Source organism: Wolbachia endosymbiont (group E) of Neria commutata, from assembly GCF_964026735.1.
Classification (GTDB): domain Bacteria; phylum Pseudomonadota; class Alphaproteobacteria; order Rickettsiales; family Anaplasmataceae; genus Wolbachia.
In genome coordinates this window covers 1,191,325-1,205,442 of record NZ_OZ034692.1, presented here as the reverse complement: position 1 = coordinate 1,205,442, position 14,118 = coordinate 1,191,325, and the positions used below count along the sequence as shown (strand labels likewise).

The window sequence follows — 14,118 nt, the reverse complement described above, 5'->3', positions numbered from 1 at the left end:
GATTTGTACAGAAGGTCTTTTTTATGAGCAAAGTTATAGAAATCAGAGCACCAAAAACTCTTGGTGGTGAATCAGTTACGGAAGGTATAGTAAAAATAAAGAAAAATATTGGTGAGGAAGTAAAGGTAGATGATTTAATTTTCGAAATTGAAACCGATAAAACAGCACTTGAATTAACAGCAGAAGTACCGGGGAATATAACTGAATTCTTTGTTAAGGAAGATGATGTCATAAGCCCAGACCAATTATTAGCAAAGCTTTCCATTGGAGAGCTGAAAAAAGAGGAAGTGAAAATAGAAGATAGAAGTGAAAGTGCTGACAAAAAAGATGCTCCATCAGCTTGCAAAATTATGGAAGAAAATGCAATTAGATCAGAAAACGTCAAAGGAACCGGCATGGGAGATCGTGTTACCAAAGCAGATGTTATAGGTTATATGAACAAAAGCGTAGCTACAGAGCAACAAAAGCAATATGAGTTACCAAAAAGTATAGCAAACGGAGAAAGAAGAGAAGAACGAGTAAAAATGAGCAAAATAAGGCAGGTGATAGCTGCTCGCTTGAAGGCATCACAAAATACTGCTGCAATACTGACCACGTTCAATGAAATCGACATGAAAAATGTGATGGATTTAAGAGCTAAATATAAAGACACTTTTGAAAAGAAGTACGGAATAAAACTGGGCTTTATGTCATTTTTCATAAAGGCGGCGGTGCAAGCGCTGAAAGAGATTCGCGAAATTAATGCTGAAATTTCAGGTGATGAGATTATATACAAATATTATTATGATATAGGTGTTGCAGTTGGCACTGATAAAGGACTTGTAGTACCGGTTATTCGAAATGCTGACCAGATGTCATTTGCTGAAGTAGAGTTAACATTAGTGTCACTTGGTAAAAAAGCTCGAGAAGGCAAATTGCAAGTATCAGAAATGGAAGGTGCAACATTTACTATTTCAAACGGTGGAGTATACGGTTCACTACTTTCAACCCCTATAATAAACCCTCCACAATCTGGAATACTTGGAATGCATTCAATACAAAATAGGCCGGTTGCTGTTGGTAATTCAATAGAACTAAGGCCTATGATGTATATTGCTTTATCCTATGATCACAGAATAGTGGATGGTAAAGGAGCAGTAACCTTCCTTGTGAAAATTAAAAATTATATAGAAGATCCAAGTAGGTTGGTTTTGGAAATATAAATGTATCCGTTCACCCAATGGTGTCAACTTAAGGGACTTCATTAGCAAAATCTCCTAAAAACATTATGACGTTTAGGCTTATCGACTTTTTATTGGTGAACAAATTCCAATAAACGCCTGATATGGTTAACTAAGATAAGGTTTACCTAGATGAATTCTATGGTAAGATGATAGATTGAATAATAAAGAGATGGAGTTAGAGCCCTTCTCCCAATAATCAAAATGATTCATAAGAAGGTAGAATCAACAGCCAGGCGGAAAGATTTAAAGATAGGGATATTTTTCCTTGCTCTATTTTAATAGGAAACCACTGGTGCTCAATTTATTAAAATCAGGAAAATACGTCCGAGATTCCCGCAAGTATTCCAGTGCAATAAGCAGCATATTCTCCCCGCTCAGTTTATTTTTTCTACCGCCTTTAGCCTTCTTTTCCTTATTTGCCTTCCATAAAATCTCTCTCCTTTTTTGCAATATCCATACTCATAATCCTCCGTGTTGTCTATTCCAGATTCATCAATATATACGAGATTATCAGGAGGTTACGTTGCTATAACTTTCAAGAATTCTGCTCGTTTTTCTTCGCTTCTTTCTTTGTATCCATAGGTCTTTTTTTCGTGTAAATCCAATATTTTTGAGGGCAGGGTGGATCGTTTGGCGGCTGATATTGCCCCAAAGTTCAGCCATCTCTGATTGAGTTTTACCTCCATGTTTTTTCGCAAATTCAGTGAACGCATTCCTGTCGGTAATTTTATGATTATAGCCTACACTTCCCGGCTTTTTCGATGCAAAACTCCCGTTTCTTTGCGCCTTACTTGCCATTCGTATAAAGTTGTTTCTCCTATCTTAAATCTTTTTGCCACAACTGCCCTGCTTGCTCCTTGCGTCCAGAGCCTCCATTGCTTTTTCCTTAAATCGTAACTATATCTATATGCTGCCGGCATTCAACACTCCTCATACCCTAAATCCTTAGCTTACACTATTTGGATTATTGGGAGAAGGGGTATAACTATACTAATTAACTTTTTATTTAAAAATAGTTATCCAAAATAAGTTGATCAGAGTAAACTGTTTTACCGGATACAACAGTGCGTACTACGCGTCCTTTTACCTTACGCTCATCAAATGGAGAATTTTTTGATTTGCTAGCAAAGTTTTCAATCTTAATTTTCCACTCATGACTTAAGTCAACTAGGATTAAATCTGCTGCTAAGTTTTTTTGTATGCGCCCACGTGGTACATGTATGATATTTGCAGGTTTATATGTAAGCTTTGCAAGCACGTCAAACAGACTCATCTGCCCACTGTGGTAAAGCTCAAGTGAAAGAGGCAACATCGTCTCAAGACCAACAATACCAAACGCAGCATTTTCAAGTGGCAAATCTTTAGAACTCCGGTCGTGCGGAGCATGATCAGTTGCAATGCAATCAATCACACCATTCTTTAAACCTTCAATCATAGCCAAACGATCTTCTTCTGTGCGCAGTGGCGGATTCATCTTTGCGATTGCTCCATGTTGTTTTACTATATCCTCGGTCAAAGTGAAGTGATGTGGCGTTACTTCGCAGGTAACGTTCAGCCCTAATTTTTTTGCATGTTCAATTGCATCAAGTGAATCCTTAGAAGAAATATGTAGAATGTGGTAGTGTACATTTTCAATGTCTTTCATTAGTAGTATATCGCGATTTACCATGACAGATTCTGATGCACTTAAAATTCCTTTAACTCCTAGCTCTTCAGAAATTTTGCCTTCGTTGATTGCACCGCCTGCTGATAGATTTAAGTCTTCTGCATGTTGAGCAATGGGAACATTTAACATACTTGAGTAAAGTAGTGCCTCCCTCATAATCATTGGATTCATAACTGGCATACCATCGTCAGTAAACCCAACAGCACCTGCTTCCTTTAAAAGTGCCATTTCAGTTAATTTCTCTTCTGAGGTGGTGATTTTAGCATAAAATTCAACGTTTACATGCGAAGTTTCAAGTGCTCTATATTTTAGGTACTTAGCCAAAACAACACTATCAATTGATGGAACAGTGTTGGGCTGGCAAACTACAGTTGTGACGCCACCTGCAGCTGCGGATTTACTTCCTGTATGTATAGTTTCCTTATGCTCCTGACCAGGTTCACGAAAATGCACGTGAATATCAACAAGGCCCGGCATCAGAACAAGTCCTTTGCAATCTATAAGTTCATCAATACCACTTGGAACGCCATTTGAAAACAGCGATTCACTAAAATCAACAATTTTACTTCCTTCTGTTAAAAGTGAGCCATTTATATCAAGTTTTGTCTCAGGATCAATAATACGAGCGTTTATATATGCTATTTTGTAATTTTCTTTCTGCCCTGTTTCTAATAAATTCCAAATTTGAGTCATTATATTTGAGTGCTAATTGTACAGTAAACCTAAAGGTTTTTAGAATTAAATGCAATTAAAACTAAACAATAAGCCTGTCTAGTAGAGATCATAACTTTAAATCCTCCTATTAGATTTAACTGCCATGATCTCCCAAGGCTTTGTTACATACCCAATGAGGTGCTATGCAACAAAGCCCCAGAATTGGGGTTTGTAGGCTATTGCCAACTAGTCAATATTTTGTTAGTAATTAGGTAAAATGAGGTTATTGTGTTCAGATTAGGTAATAGAAAATTCTTAGTTACTGGTGCGTCGGGTGGAATAGGGCAAGCAATTGTAAGAGTTATGCACGAAGCTGGAGTAACTTTGTGTATTTCTGGCACAAAAAAAGAGGTGCTTGAAAAAACTTCTAAGCAATATGAAAAAAATATACATATACTACCTTGCGATTTATCCAATTCTGAAGAAGTAAGTCAATTAATAGGCAAGGCAAGTGAATTAATGGAAGGTTTTGACGGACTGATATGCAATGCTGGCATCACACAAGATAGCTTGTTAATGAGAATGACGGACGAAGCGTGGCAGAAAGTAATTGATATTAATTTAACTTCCACTTTTAAGCTGAGTAAAGAAGCATGTAAAAAACTAATTAAAAATAATTGGGGAAGGATTATAAATATCTCCTCAGTAGTAGGACTAACAGGGAATGCAGGACAGGCAAACTATGCAGCTTCCAAAGCCGGAGTAATAGCTATGAGTAAATCTATAGCAAAAGAAGTTGCAAGTCGCGGTATAACAGTAAATTGTATTGCTCCTGGGTTTATAGATACTAAGATGACCGAAGTTTTAAACAAAGAGCAAAAAGAAAAAATACTAGATAATATTCCAATGAAAAGGATGGGAACAGCAGAAGAAATAGCAGCAGGAGTAATGTTTTTGGCAAGTGATGAAGCTAGGTATATAACAGGGCATGTATTAAATATCAATGGTGGGCTATTTATGTAGTTCCAAGGGCAAAATCAATAAGAAAAAATTATTATAAACTGGGAGTGTTAAATAAACCATACGCGTCAAGTTAAGGAAAAGTGAGAGGAAAGTTGACGGAGAGAAGGAAAAAATAGGGTATAAGTCCTCTTAAACTTATCAAACAAAACAAGAGAACTTATAATGAGCAAAATAACTAATTTATCGAAAACTCTCAACGAATTTTTTAATGAGAAAGCAGATGAAATATCAATTACAACAGGAGACCCCCCTGCGAAACAACGTGAAGCAAGTTGCTGATAAAATCTGGTAGAAATCCCCAGCCCAAAAATTATTAAAACCCGTGCCTCAAATTCACAATTCCTGCTATAATATTGAATCTCATGTTGTATTTCTTCTGAAAATTGCGGTAAATATTTGACATTATTTTGAAGATTTTTATCTCGCGAATCTTATTTTCCACACGCATCCTGAACGATGCCAGCTTCCGATTATGCTCCTTTTGCTCCTCCGTTAGTGGCTTTTTACGGTGTTTTTTGTATGGAATCACAACGTTTTTCTGCAGTTTTTGCCAACCTTGATACCCAGAATCAGCATATTTTATGCTATCTTTGGCCAACAATTTTTCCTGTTTTCTTATGCGAAAATCGTGAATTCGGCCTCGATGTGATCTTGAAACAGACAGAATTTGTCCACTTTCCTCGATCACAATTTCGGTTTTTATTGTGGTTGTTTTCTTTTTTCCGGAATAACTTTTCTTACGTTTTTTGTTGTCTTTCGGCCGCTGTATCGGTTGCTCCGTGACGTCTGCTAAAATTTTTAAATCCTCTCTCGAGTCAGCGTTCTGTCTTTTGTAACGTTGTCAGACCCGTTAATTGCCTGAAAATATACTGGGTCTTTGAAACTTTTGCATAACTTATTGCTATTTTACTCTTCTAAAATTTTCATTTTATACGCTTTTTAATGTTTTTCATCTGTTTTCTACCTTTTCGCAGGGGGTCTAATGGTATTCAATTCACCAACCAAGAGCGCCATAAATATGCTTTTAAACATATATTTGCCGACTTTTGAAGGAAATAATATCGAGCATAGGCTTACAAAAATCAGCCATCCTTGGACAAATGGCCAAGTTGAGCGTATGAACAGGACCATTAAAGATGCCACAGTTAAGAAATATTACTACAAGTCCCATAAGCAACTTAAAGAACACTTATACAACTTTGCTATGGCCTATAACTACGCAAAAGACTTAAAACTCTTAAAGGTCTGACTCCTTATGAGTTTATATGTAACCAGTGAACACTATCTACAGAATTATTTATACTTAATCCATGCCATCACACTCCGGGACTGTATATCTAAAGGCATTACATATGGAAAATAAAATAGATTATATGATCATTAAATTGAAATAAGACCGTGTATTATAAAATTATATCCTTCAGAACCTGCATCTTGAATTTGTTGATAGCTTAATTCAGCTCCATATTTTCCAACTGCATTACCACTCTCATCATAAAACGTTAAGTTCATATTGAAATGATCAGACTGATTATCATATTTTTCCTCAACTCTAATCTTATTACCAGGTGCTGTGTCTTCTGCCAAACCATACTCCATAGTTCTTGTGCAGTGATCATTTACACACAATTGTTCATATCTAGTACTACTAAAGTCTACCTTATAATTATCAGATGATTCGTATAACGGATTATCACCAGAATAGACTGCAAAATTCACGCTATCATCTTGCTGTTGATTAATTTTTAAAATATGATCTCCCTCTCTATTTTGTTCTAGCTGACCTGCTAAAAATTCGATTTCATTCATTAAATTTTTATTAGCAACGCTCATAAACACCTCTTGTTAATTTAGTAACTCATTATATAAATGTAATAAATAAAAGTCAACCTCATATTAAAAAAACTTGCCTTTAGGTGAAAACAATTATAGATTTTAATAAATTAGAGTTTTACTAAAAATAATGAAGAGCTTAAAGGAATTATCCTTAAGAATTAAGACTATTAAATCTTCACAGAAGATCACGAAAATAATGCAGATGGTTTCTGCAGCAAAATTATTACAAAGTCAAAAAAAGCTATCAAATTCAAAGTTATATATATCTAAGCTCCGTGGCATTATTTCCTTATTGATGCTGATTGCTGATGAGGAATTACTAGCGAAAATTTTAAATGTCAGTAGCGAAGCTTCTTGCTTAGCATTTATTATAGCGTCTGATCGTGGCTTATGCGGCAATTTCAACTCTTCTGTTATCAAATTTAGTCAAAATAAATTAATCAGAAATGGTGAAAAAGTAGATATCGTATTTCTTGGTAAAAAAGCCTTTGATATGGGTAAAAATAGATTTGATTCTAAAAATATTTTAAAAACTGATAATAGCAAGGGAATTACGCTAAAAGATGTAGGTAATTTAATTAGTGATATAGACTTGAGCAAATACAGTAAGGTTAAAGTTTTTTATAGCAAGTTTTATAATACTTTTACGCAAAAACCAATGATGGAAACAATAAAGCCATGGGGTAACGAGTCGTCTTTAATTGATAGCTCTTTGATTAGTGCAACAACGGATTACAACTATGAGTATGAGCCGCAAAATATTGAGTTCATTTTAAAATCTTTGATTCAAGATTATGTTGCAGTTGCTCTTTACTCTTCTTTGCTTGAAAGTGCAACAAGTGAGCATAGTGCTAGAATGGTGGCTATGGAATCAGCCAATAGAAACACTAAAGAAATGTTGAACAAATTAGCACTACTTTATAATCGCTCTCGTCAAGCAGCAATTACAACTGATTTGATTGAAGTAATAGGTGGTGCAGAGTCTTTATAGAAACTCAAGGAATAAAAAATGAATATACTAAATATTGCAGCAGATATCACTAAGCTAATAAAAAAGCAAAATCTTGATGCGGAGGTAACTATATATGAAACTAATAAAATCTCAGTTTCTCAGCGTCTATCAAAGATAGAGCAAATATCGCAATCTAAAAATTGCACTGTAGGAATCAGAGCTATAGAAGATAGAAATAAAGTTGCATATATTTCCACTAACGACCTAAATAACCTTAGCGATACGGTGAGTCAAGTAGTAGAAATGGCAAAAAATGCTCCAGAGGACCCTTATATTAATTTTGCTGTAGAGATTGGTAGCCATATCTCTTCTGCAGATTTAAATATTTTGGATCATAATGTTGTAACTATTGATAATCTAAAAGAAATTGCTGAAGCTGCAGAAAATTCCGCTCTTTCGCATGAAAATATCACTAATTCTGAAGGAGCATCTTCTTCATATGCCTTAGTAAATACAGTATTATCCACTGTTTCTGGTTTTGTAGGCTCATTCAGTAAATCGACTTTTGCTAACCAGGTCTCTGTTGTTGCTGGAAAAGAAAACGAAATGAAGGTTGGCTATGACTACGATGTAGCATGTAATTTTAACGATTTAAAGTCACCAGAGTTAATGGGGAAAGAAGCGGCAAAAAGAGCAATTGAACAGCTAAATTCACGTACAATAAAAACCGGTAAATTTCCGGTTATTTTTGAAAAAAGGGCAGCAAAGGCGCTAGTAAAAAGCTTTGCTTCTGCTATAAATGGCAATAGTATTGCAAGCAATAGCTCTTTCTTACGGAATAGTTTAAATACTCAGATCTTTAGCGATAGAATTAACATTATTGATGATCCACTGCTCTCAAGGGGCATAGCATCAAAGCCGTTTGACGGAGAGGGTATAACCAGTAAAGAAAATATATTTGTAAAAAATGGAATACTACAGAACTGGATTTTAGACCTATATTCAGCTAAAAAATTAAACTTAAAAACAACTGGCAATGCAACTCGTGCAAGCAATGCTGCGGTTACTCCTGCGGCCAGTAATTTCTACATTGAAAATGGCAGTATATCATTCGATGAATTGATTCAGGAAATAAAAGAAGGAATATATGTAACAGATTTATTTGGCTTTGGTGTCAATTTAATTAATGGTGATTATAGCCAAGGAGCATCAGGATTTTTTATAGAAAATGGAAAAATAACCTACCCAGTGCATGAAATTACAATTGCTAGCAACTTAAACTACATGTTTAGCGACTTAGTTCTTGCAGATGATCTCACATTTTGTGGGCAATTTAATTCACCAACAATTAAAGTTAATGAAATGACAGTTGCTGGTTCGCTTAGTAATTAAAAAATTTAGTTGCGTCAAGATCAATAACTGTGTATTATAAATCTATAATGTTAAGAATAGACTATGGAGTATAAGAGTTTAGTTTCAAGAGCTAGACTTAAGACATTCTCAATCGTAATTTCAAAGTTTTTCATCACATTAATAATATTAGTTAATAATTTAGGAGTAGTTTAAATGGAATATGGTAATGTAAAGTGGTTTAATCCTGAAAAAGGCTATGGTTTTATCACACCAGAAGGTAAAAGTAAAGGAGTGGACATTTTTGTGCATATCAGCGAGCTAGAGCGTTCAGGAATAAGACCTGGGGACCTTAGAGGAGAGAATAAGGAAAAAGGAATAAAAGGAGAAAGAGTCAGTTACGAGCTTAAAGAGGAGCGCGGTAGAAACGGAGAAGACAAAAAGTCTGCAATAAATTTAAAAATAATCACAGCAGATGCAGGTTAATCTATTATGAAACTTTTTAATATAGTTAACATATTGTGAGTAATTTTCATGAGATGGGCCTCCCAGTCTCGCTTAAGCAAGCGCTAGATAAAAACAACCTTTCCGTTCCAACTCCGATTCAGATGCAGGCAATTCCTTTAGCTTTGCAAGGTAAGGATATTCTTGGGTCTGCACAGACTGGAACAGGGAAAACTCTAGCGTTTGCTATTCCACTGGTTGCAAAATTACTGGATGAATCTAATGCTGGGTTAGCTTTAGTTATCGTGCCTACCAGAGAGCTTGCAGGTCAAGTAAAAAGGGAAATAGAAGAAAAGCTTCTACCCAAAGGTTCAATTTTTAAGCTTGCTTTGTTAATTGGTGGAGCGCCTATCTTTGAACAAATAAAGCAGCTTAATGTAAGACCTAAAATTATAGTAGGTACACCAGGTCGTATTATTGATCATATTAAACGCAAAACTCTATCCGTTCGCAATATTAGTACTCTTGTACTTGATGAAACGGATCGTATGTTTGATATGGGCTTTGGAGTTCAGATTGAAGAAATTATGAAACATTTGCCAAAAATAAGGCAAACTCTTATGTTTTCTGCAACTCTTCCCGGAGATATAGTCAAGCTTGCTGAGAAATATCTTGATCAACCAGAACGTGTTTCTGTTGATTGTCAGGTTACAACTTCTGTAAAAATAAAGCAGGAAGTTATTTATGTGTCAGAACTCGGAAAATATGAGAAACTCCTGGGACAGTTATGCCAGCGTGAAGGATCAATCATTATTTTTGTAAAAACAAAGCAAGGAGCAGATCAACTAGCTAGCAAGCTATGCAAAGACGATTATAGTGCTTTAGCGATTCATGGTGATTTAAGGCAGCAAAAACGCGAAAGGGTCATTAATTCTTTTCGTCGTGGTCGCAACCAAATCATGGTTGCAACGGATGTAGCTTCTCGTGGTCTTGATATTCCGCATATTCAGCATGTTGTCAATTATGACGTACCACAATCGCAAGCTGATTATATTCACCGTATAGGAAGGACCGCGCGTGCTGGAGCTGAAGGATTTGCATTATCTTTTGTTACACCACAGGATAAGAGAAAATTGCCTGCGTTAGAGGAAAAGGAAGGAGAGCTGAATTTTGATAGTAAAGTACCGTTTAAAAAACACAATAGCAAAGGCAAAAAGGTTTTTAAAAGACCAGGCGCATTAAATGTTAAATATGGTAGGAAAAAGGTCAATACTTTCAAAAAGAAAAGCCGAGTATTAGAAAAAGCTTATTAATGCCCTTAACCATCCTTATTTTAATAACTTTACTATTTCTGTCACATTCTTGTTATAACTTTCAACACTTATGCAGTATCTCTGGGAGTGTACAGAAGTTTATTGTGTAGTAAAATGAACAGGCCCTGAGTTTATCATAATGACTACACGTTGCTACATAAAAAAGTTGAGATTACATAATTTTCGTAACCACTCAGACTTTGAATTAAACTCAGACGATAGCTCTGCTGTTATAGTTGGCAAAAATGGTGTGGGAAAAACTAACATACTTGAAGCAATCTCGCTGCTTGCTAAAAGCAATGGAATGAAAAAAGCAAAAGCCAGTGAGATACAAAATAGATTCAGCAATAAAGATTGGGCGGTTCATTATGATTTTTTTAACGGAATGGGTTTTAGTTCTATTGGCATTGCAAAGAGCTTTAACAAGAAGTTGATTCAGATTGATGGCAAAACGCAGCCAAATCATTCTTCTATATATAAAATATCTAATGTAATATGGTTGATCCCACAAATGGATCAAATACTTCTTAATTCTCCAAGTGATAGGCTGAAGTTTTTAGATCGTATAGCTTCGCTATTTGAAGAAAATTACACTTGCTGCTACATGAAATATAGAAAAGCTAAGCATGAAAGGAGCAAACTGCTCAAGGAAAACATTTTAGACGAAAATTGGCTCTCTAGTCTTGAAAATGTAATGGCTGTTAATGCGGTTAATATTGTACATATGCGATTGTCTGTTCTAAAGATGTTACAAGATACAATCGACAATCACTCCACTGAGTTTTTTCCTAAGGCGCTCTTAAGGTTCAGCAGCCAGCTAAATTCGAATGATACCATAGAATATTCTCAGAATCGTTTCAAGGAAAATAGACAAAAAGACTCATTAACTGGTAGAGTAAATTTTGGTGTACATAATGATAATTTTCAGGTGTTCTGTCAACAAAGAGACATGCCAATAAACTTGTGTTCTACTGGAGAGCAAAAGCTGTTACTGCTTTCTATTATTTTATCGAGTGTGAAAGCAAGGTGTATTCATCACAATAAAGCACCACTTCTTCTGCTTGATGATATAATGTCTCATTTGGATAAGCATTATAGAAAAGCATTAATCGAAGAAGTGCTAAATGTGCAATGTCAAACTTGGATAACTGATGTAAATCAAAACAACTTTAACGATTACAGAGCTTCTTTTAAATTTTTTGATTTGTGATTCATAGATATACCAAACAAGAAACAGAACGAGATATTTAATTCTAGATTTTTATTTTTTAATATAATTTATTAAAATAATCACCATTATTAATCGATCATTAATATTTTGCTTTTACCATGGTTAATATGTTAATGATAATGAGGATTAAAAATGGCTGAAAGTCAAGATGTAAAAGAAAATAAAAAACCTGGTTTAGGAAGTACAATACGAAAATATACACCATGGAGAATAGGGCTAACAATTGCAGCTTTTTTTATACCAATTATTGGTCCTATTATTGGCGCAGTTGTTGGAATCTTAGCATATGGTCATTATAGGAAAAAAAATAGGACTGATTCTACTCCCAAACCTGGTGATGAGAATCATAAATCCAATAATAATGAAAGCAAAGAGGAAAGCAAAAAAGAAACTACACAACCACCAGGTCTTGTAAAGAAAGCATTATATAGAGCTGGTGCTATTGCAGCTGGCTTTATGCTTGGAGGTCCAATTGGTGCTGTGATTGCTGGAATTTTTGTAGCTATTGATATAATGTCAAATGGTAAGATTATTCAAGGGACGGAGAAGATATTAGATGCTTGTTACGATGCACTAAGTTGGTCAGGAAAGAAAGCATTAGATATGGAAAAGTGGGCAGTTAATAAGGTGAGAGGCTCTGAGCAAGAGCAGGAAACAGCACAGAGCGTTGCAGGAAAAGAGCAGGTAGCAGGGCGAGGCGTTACAGAAGAAAAACTAGGAAGAAGTGGACAAAATGGACCAGGCGCTCCAGGTGCCCCAGGTGAGATATCTCATTCAGTTGATGGTAGCCCTACAAATATGTCAACTGAAGTAAAAAGACAGGTAGAAAAAGCAGCAGCACCATTAGTGCAAGCAGCAAAACCTGAGGATGGTGTAGAAGTAGCACAGAAAGATTTACAACAATCATCTCTAACAAATAATCAAGAAGGTGGTAAAAACTTTATTGCTGGAAAAGAGGTCAAAGGAACGCAAAGTGCAGATGTATTAACACAAAGAGAAAGAAAAAGTCAAGTGCCACCAAGTGTTGAGAGAACCTGATCGCTGTGTAACAGTAGATTTTTAGCGGGTTTTCGCTTATTGGCAGTTATGGCTGAAATACGTAAATTTCTGGGCGTTATACCGCGATTTATTCGCGATATCTCAGCATAGATCCCGTTAACAAGTAGCGGGATGACGGTTGTGTGCTTATCGTAATGCAACATTTAACATTAACAGAAACTATACAATTTTTATGCACGATGTTGTTTTGATAATTAACGGAGAGTAATATGCCGGGTTTTAGTTTTAAAAAACAAAATGGAATAGATAGTGCAACAGGTCTGGGTGATACTAAAGTTATAATTTATGAGGACGCATCAAGTAATAAATATACTTTTGGTGTAGATGGTAGTGATGTATTTAATACTTTTAAATATGAACCTAGTAGTGGTGTAGAAGTTGATTATAGTGCTTTGGCAACACAATTTATGTCTGTAGGTGGAGTTAATGGTTTGTTAGGTGCAATAAATGCAATAAATACTAATGTAGGAACAATAAACGCTAATGTTGGTACAATAAATACTAAAGTAGGTACAATAGAAACTACTGTTGGCACAGTAAACGCTAATGTAGGAAGTTCTCCTTTAGCACCTATGTTTACAGGGCTAGCACATGAGGCTACATTAACAACACTAGATGGTAAAGTGGATGCAATAAAAACTCAAACAAATCTAATACCTGCTGATCTTACAGCTCGCTTAGATGCACTGAATCTAGCAGATGCTAATGCTCAGGGCACATTAGGTAAAGCTCTCAGTGAGTTAGCTAAAGCTCAGAAACTATCAGAGCTAGATACTAAAGTAGGAAATCTAATACCTGCTAATCTTACAGAGCGCTTAAATGCACTGAATCCAGCAGATACTAGTGGTGGTCTAGGTCAAGCTCTAAAGGGTATTCAGGATAAGACAGATAAACTTGATCTAGCAGATTCTGAGGACACATTAGGTGGAGCTCTCGGTAAGTTAGAAACTGGACTAACCATAATAACAGGTCACACAACTACAATGTCTCGTGAATTTACAAGTCTCTTACAAGGACAAGGACTAGATATTAGCAGTGCTGGCAATGAAAACATGTTGGGCGAGTACTCCCCCGATCAGTTTCTAGGATAGGTAAGATTTACCGATTAACAACACCGTCATCCCGCGGCGTGTTCGCGGGATCTACTTGAGATACCGTGAATAAATCACGGTATGACGCCCAGAAACCTTACTTACGCTAGCTATAGCACAACCATAGATCCCGCTATTTGTTACACAACTGTACGAACATCCCGTAAAGCGACAGGACAAGTGTTAAACGTCAACTAACGGTATCATCTAAGTAGCCCTCCTCTTGTCATCCGAGTAGCGTGACACTGGGATGACAACATCTTCTGTACTTTTGCC

The 14,118-nt window shown here is 35.8% G+C and carries 13 protein-coding genes and 3 pseudogenes; 10 read left to right on the top strand and 6 right to left on the bottom strand.

Annotated features, from left to right (window positions below; genetic code table 11):
• The first annotated feature begins 23 nt into the window (after window positions 1-23).
• Window positions 24-1,202: a 2-oxoglutarate dehydrogenase complex dihydrolipoyllysine-residue succinyltransferase gene (gene odhB / locus AAGD89_RS06395; protein WP_341808200.1), complete on the top strand. Its 1,179-nt coding sequence runs from the start codon at window positions 24-26 to the stop codon at window positions 1,200-1,202.
• 336 nt (window positions 1,203-1,538) lie between these two features.
• On the opposite strand, the pseudogene AAGD89_RS06390 reads toward odhB, so the two are convergent.
• From AAGD89_RS06390 to AAGD89_RS06380, 4 genes and pseudogenes are all read right to left on the bottom strand, one after another.
• Window positions 1,539-1,667: pseudogene (locus AAGD89_RS06390) on the bottom strand (IS5/IS1182 family transposase); the annotation flags it as partial.
• A gap of 66 nt (window positions 1,668-1,733) precedes the next feature.
• A complete protein-coding gene (locus tag AAGD89_RS07365; protein WP_410541852.1) occupies window positions 1,734-2,021 on the bottom strand; it encodes a hypothetical protein in 288 nt (95 codons plus the stop codon).
• Entirely contained in the window at window positions 1,964-2,143 is a 180-nt protein-coding gene (locus AAGD89_RS07360; protein WP_410541851.1) for an IS630 transposase-related protein, read from the bottom strand. The genes AAGD89_RS07365 and AAGD89_RS07360 overlap by 58 nt, the downstream gene beginning before the upstream one ends.
• 86 nt (window positions 2,144-2,229) lie before the next feature.
• Window positions 2,230-3,582, bottom strand: a complete 1,353-nt coding sequence (locus AAGD89_RS06380; protein WP_341808199.1) for a dihydroorotase — start codon at window positions 3,580-3,582, stop codon at window positions 2,230-2,232.
• A gap of 249 nt (window positions 3,583-3,831) precedes the next feature.
• Here AAGD89_RS06380 and fabG point away from each other — a divergent pair, with 249 nt between their 5' ends.
• Window positions 3,832-4,566, top strand: coding sequence for a 3-oxoacyl-[acyl-carrier-protein] reductase (gene fabG / locus AAGD89_RS06375; RefSeq protein WP_341808198.1), 735 nt, complete (start codon window positions 3,832-3,834; stop codon window positions 4,564-4,566).
• A gap of 313 nt (window positions 4,567-4,879) precedes the next feature.
• On the opposite strand, the pseudogene AAGD89_RS06370 reads toward fabG, so the two are convergent.
• Window positions 4,880-5,406: pseudogene (locus AAGD89_RS06370) on the bottom strand (transposase family protein); the annotation flags it as partial.
• 214 nt (window positions 5,407-5,620) lie between these two features.
• Here AAGD89_RS06370 and AAGD89_RS06365 point away from each other — a divergent pair.
• Window positions 5,621-5,907: pseudogene (locus tag AAGD89_RS06365) on the top strand (integrase core domain-containing protein); the annotation flags it as partial.
• Between the two features lie 39 nt (window positions 5,908-5,946).
• Here the strand turns inward: AAGD89_RS06365 and AAGD89_RS06360 are convergent.
• Window positions 5,947-6,399 carry a hypothetical protein gene (locus AAGD89_RS06360; protein WP_341808197.1) on the bottom strand — a complete coding sequence of 151 codons (453 nt, stop codon included), beginning with the start codon at window positions 6,397-6,399 and terminating at the stop codon, window positions 5,947-5,949.
• A gap of 130 nt (window positions 6,400-6,529) precedes the next feature.
• Here AAGD89_RS06360 and atpG point away from each other — a divergent pair, with 130 nt between their 5' ends.
• From atpG to AAGD89_RS06325, 7 genes are all read left to right on the top strand, one after another.
• Window positions 6,530-7,393, top strand: coding sequence for an ATP synthase F1 subunit gamma (atpG, locus tag AAGD89_RS06355; protein ID WP_341808196.1), 864 nt, complete (start codon window positions 6,530-6,532; stop codon window positions 7,391-7,393).
• An 18-nt stretch (window positions 7,394-7,411) separates the two neighbouring features.
• Window positions 7,412-8,746 (top strand): TldD/PmbA family protein, encoded by a 1,335-nt coding sequence (locus AAGD89_RS06350; protein WP_341808195.1) that lies wholly within the window; start codon window positions 7,412-7,414, stop codon window positions 8,744-8,746.
• 174 nt (window positions 8,747-8,920) lie between these two features.
• Window positions 8,921-9,190, top strand: coding sequence for a cold-shock protein (locus tag AAGD89_RS06345; RefSeq protein WP_341808194.1), 270 nt, complete (start codon window positions 8,921-8,923; stop codon window positions 9,188-9,190).
• 35 nt (window positions 9,191-9,225) lie between these two features.
• Entirely contained in the window at window positions 9,226-10,461 is a 1,236-nt protein-coding gene (locus tag AAGD89_RS06340) for a DEAD/DEAH box helicase (RefSeq protein WP_341808193.1), read from the top strand.
• A 139-nt stretch (window positions 10,462-10,600) separates the two neighbouring features.
• Window positions 10,601-11,671 (top strand): DNA replication/repair protein RecF, encoded by a 1,071-nt coding sequence (gene recF / locus AAGD89_RS06335; protein WP_341808192.1) that lies wholly within the window; start codon window positions 10,601-10,603, stop codon window positions 11,669-11,671.
• Between the two features lie 153 nt (window positions 11,672-11,824).
• Window positions 11,825-12,730, top strand: coding sequence for a hypothetical protein (locus AAGD89_RS06330; protein WP_341808191.1), 906 nt, complete (start codon window positions 11,825-11,827; stop codon window positions 12,728-12,730).
• A 230-nt stretch (window positions 12,731-12,960) separates the two neighbouring features.
• Entirely contained in the window at window positions 12,961-13,842 is an 882-nt protein-coding gene (locus AAGD89_RS06325) for a hypothetical protein (protein ID WP_341808190.1), read from the top strand.
• Window positions 13,843-14,118 lie beyond the last annotated feature (276 nt).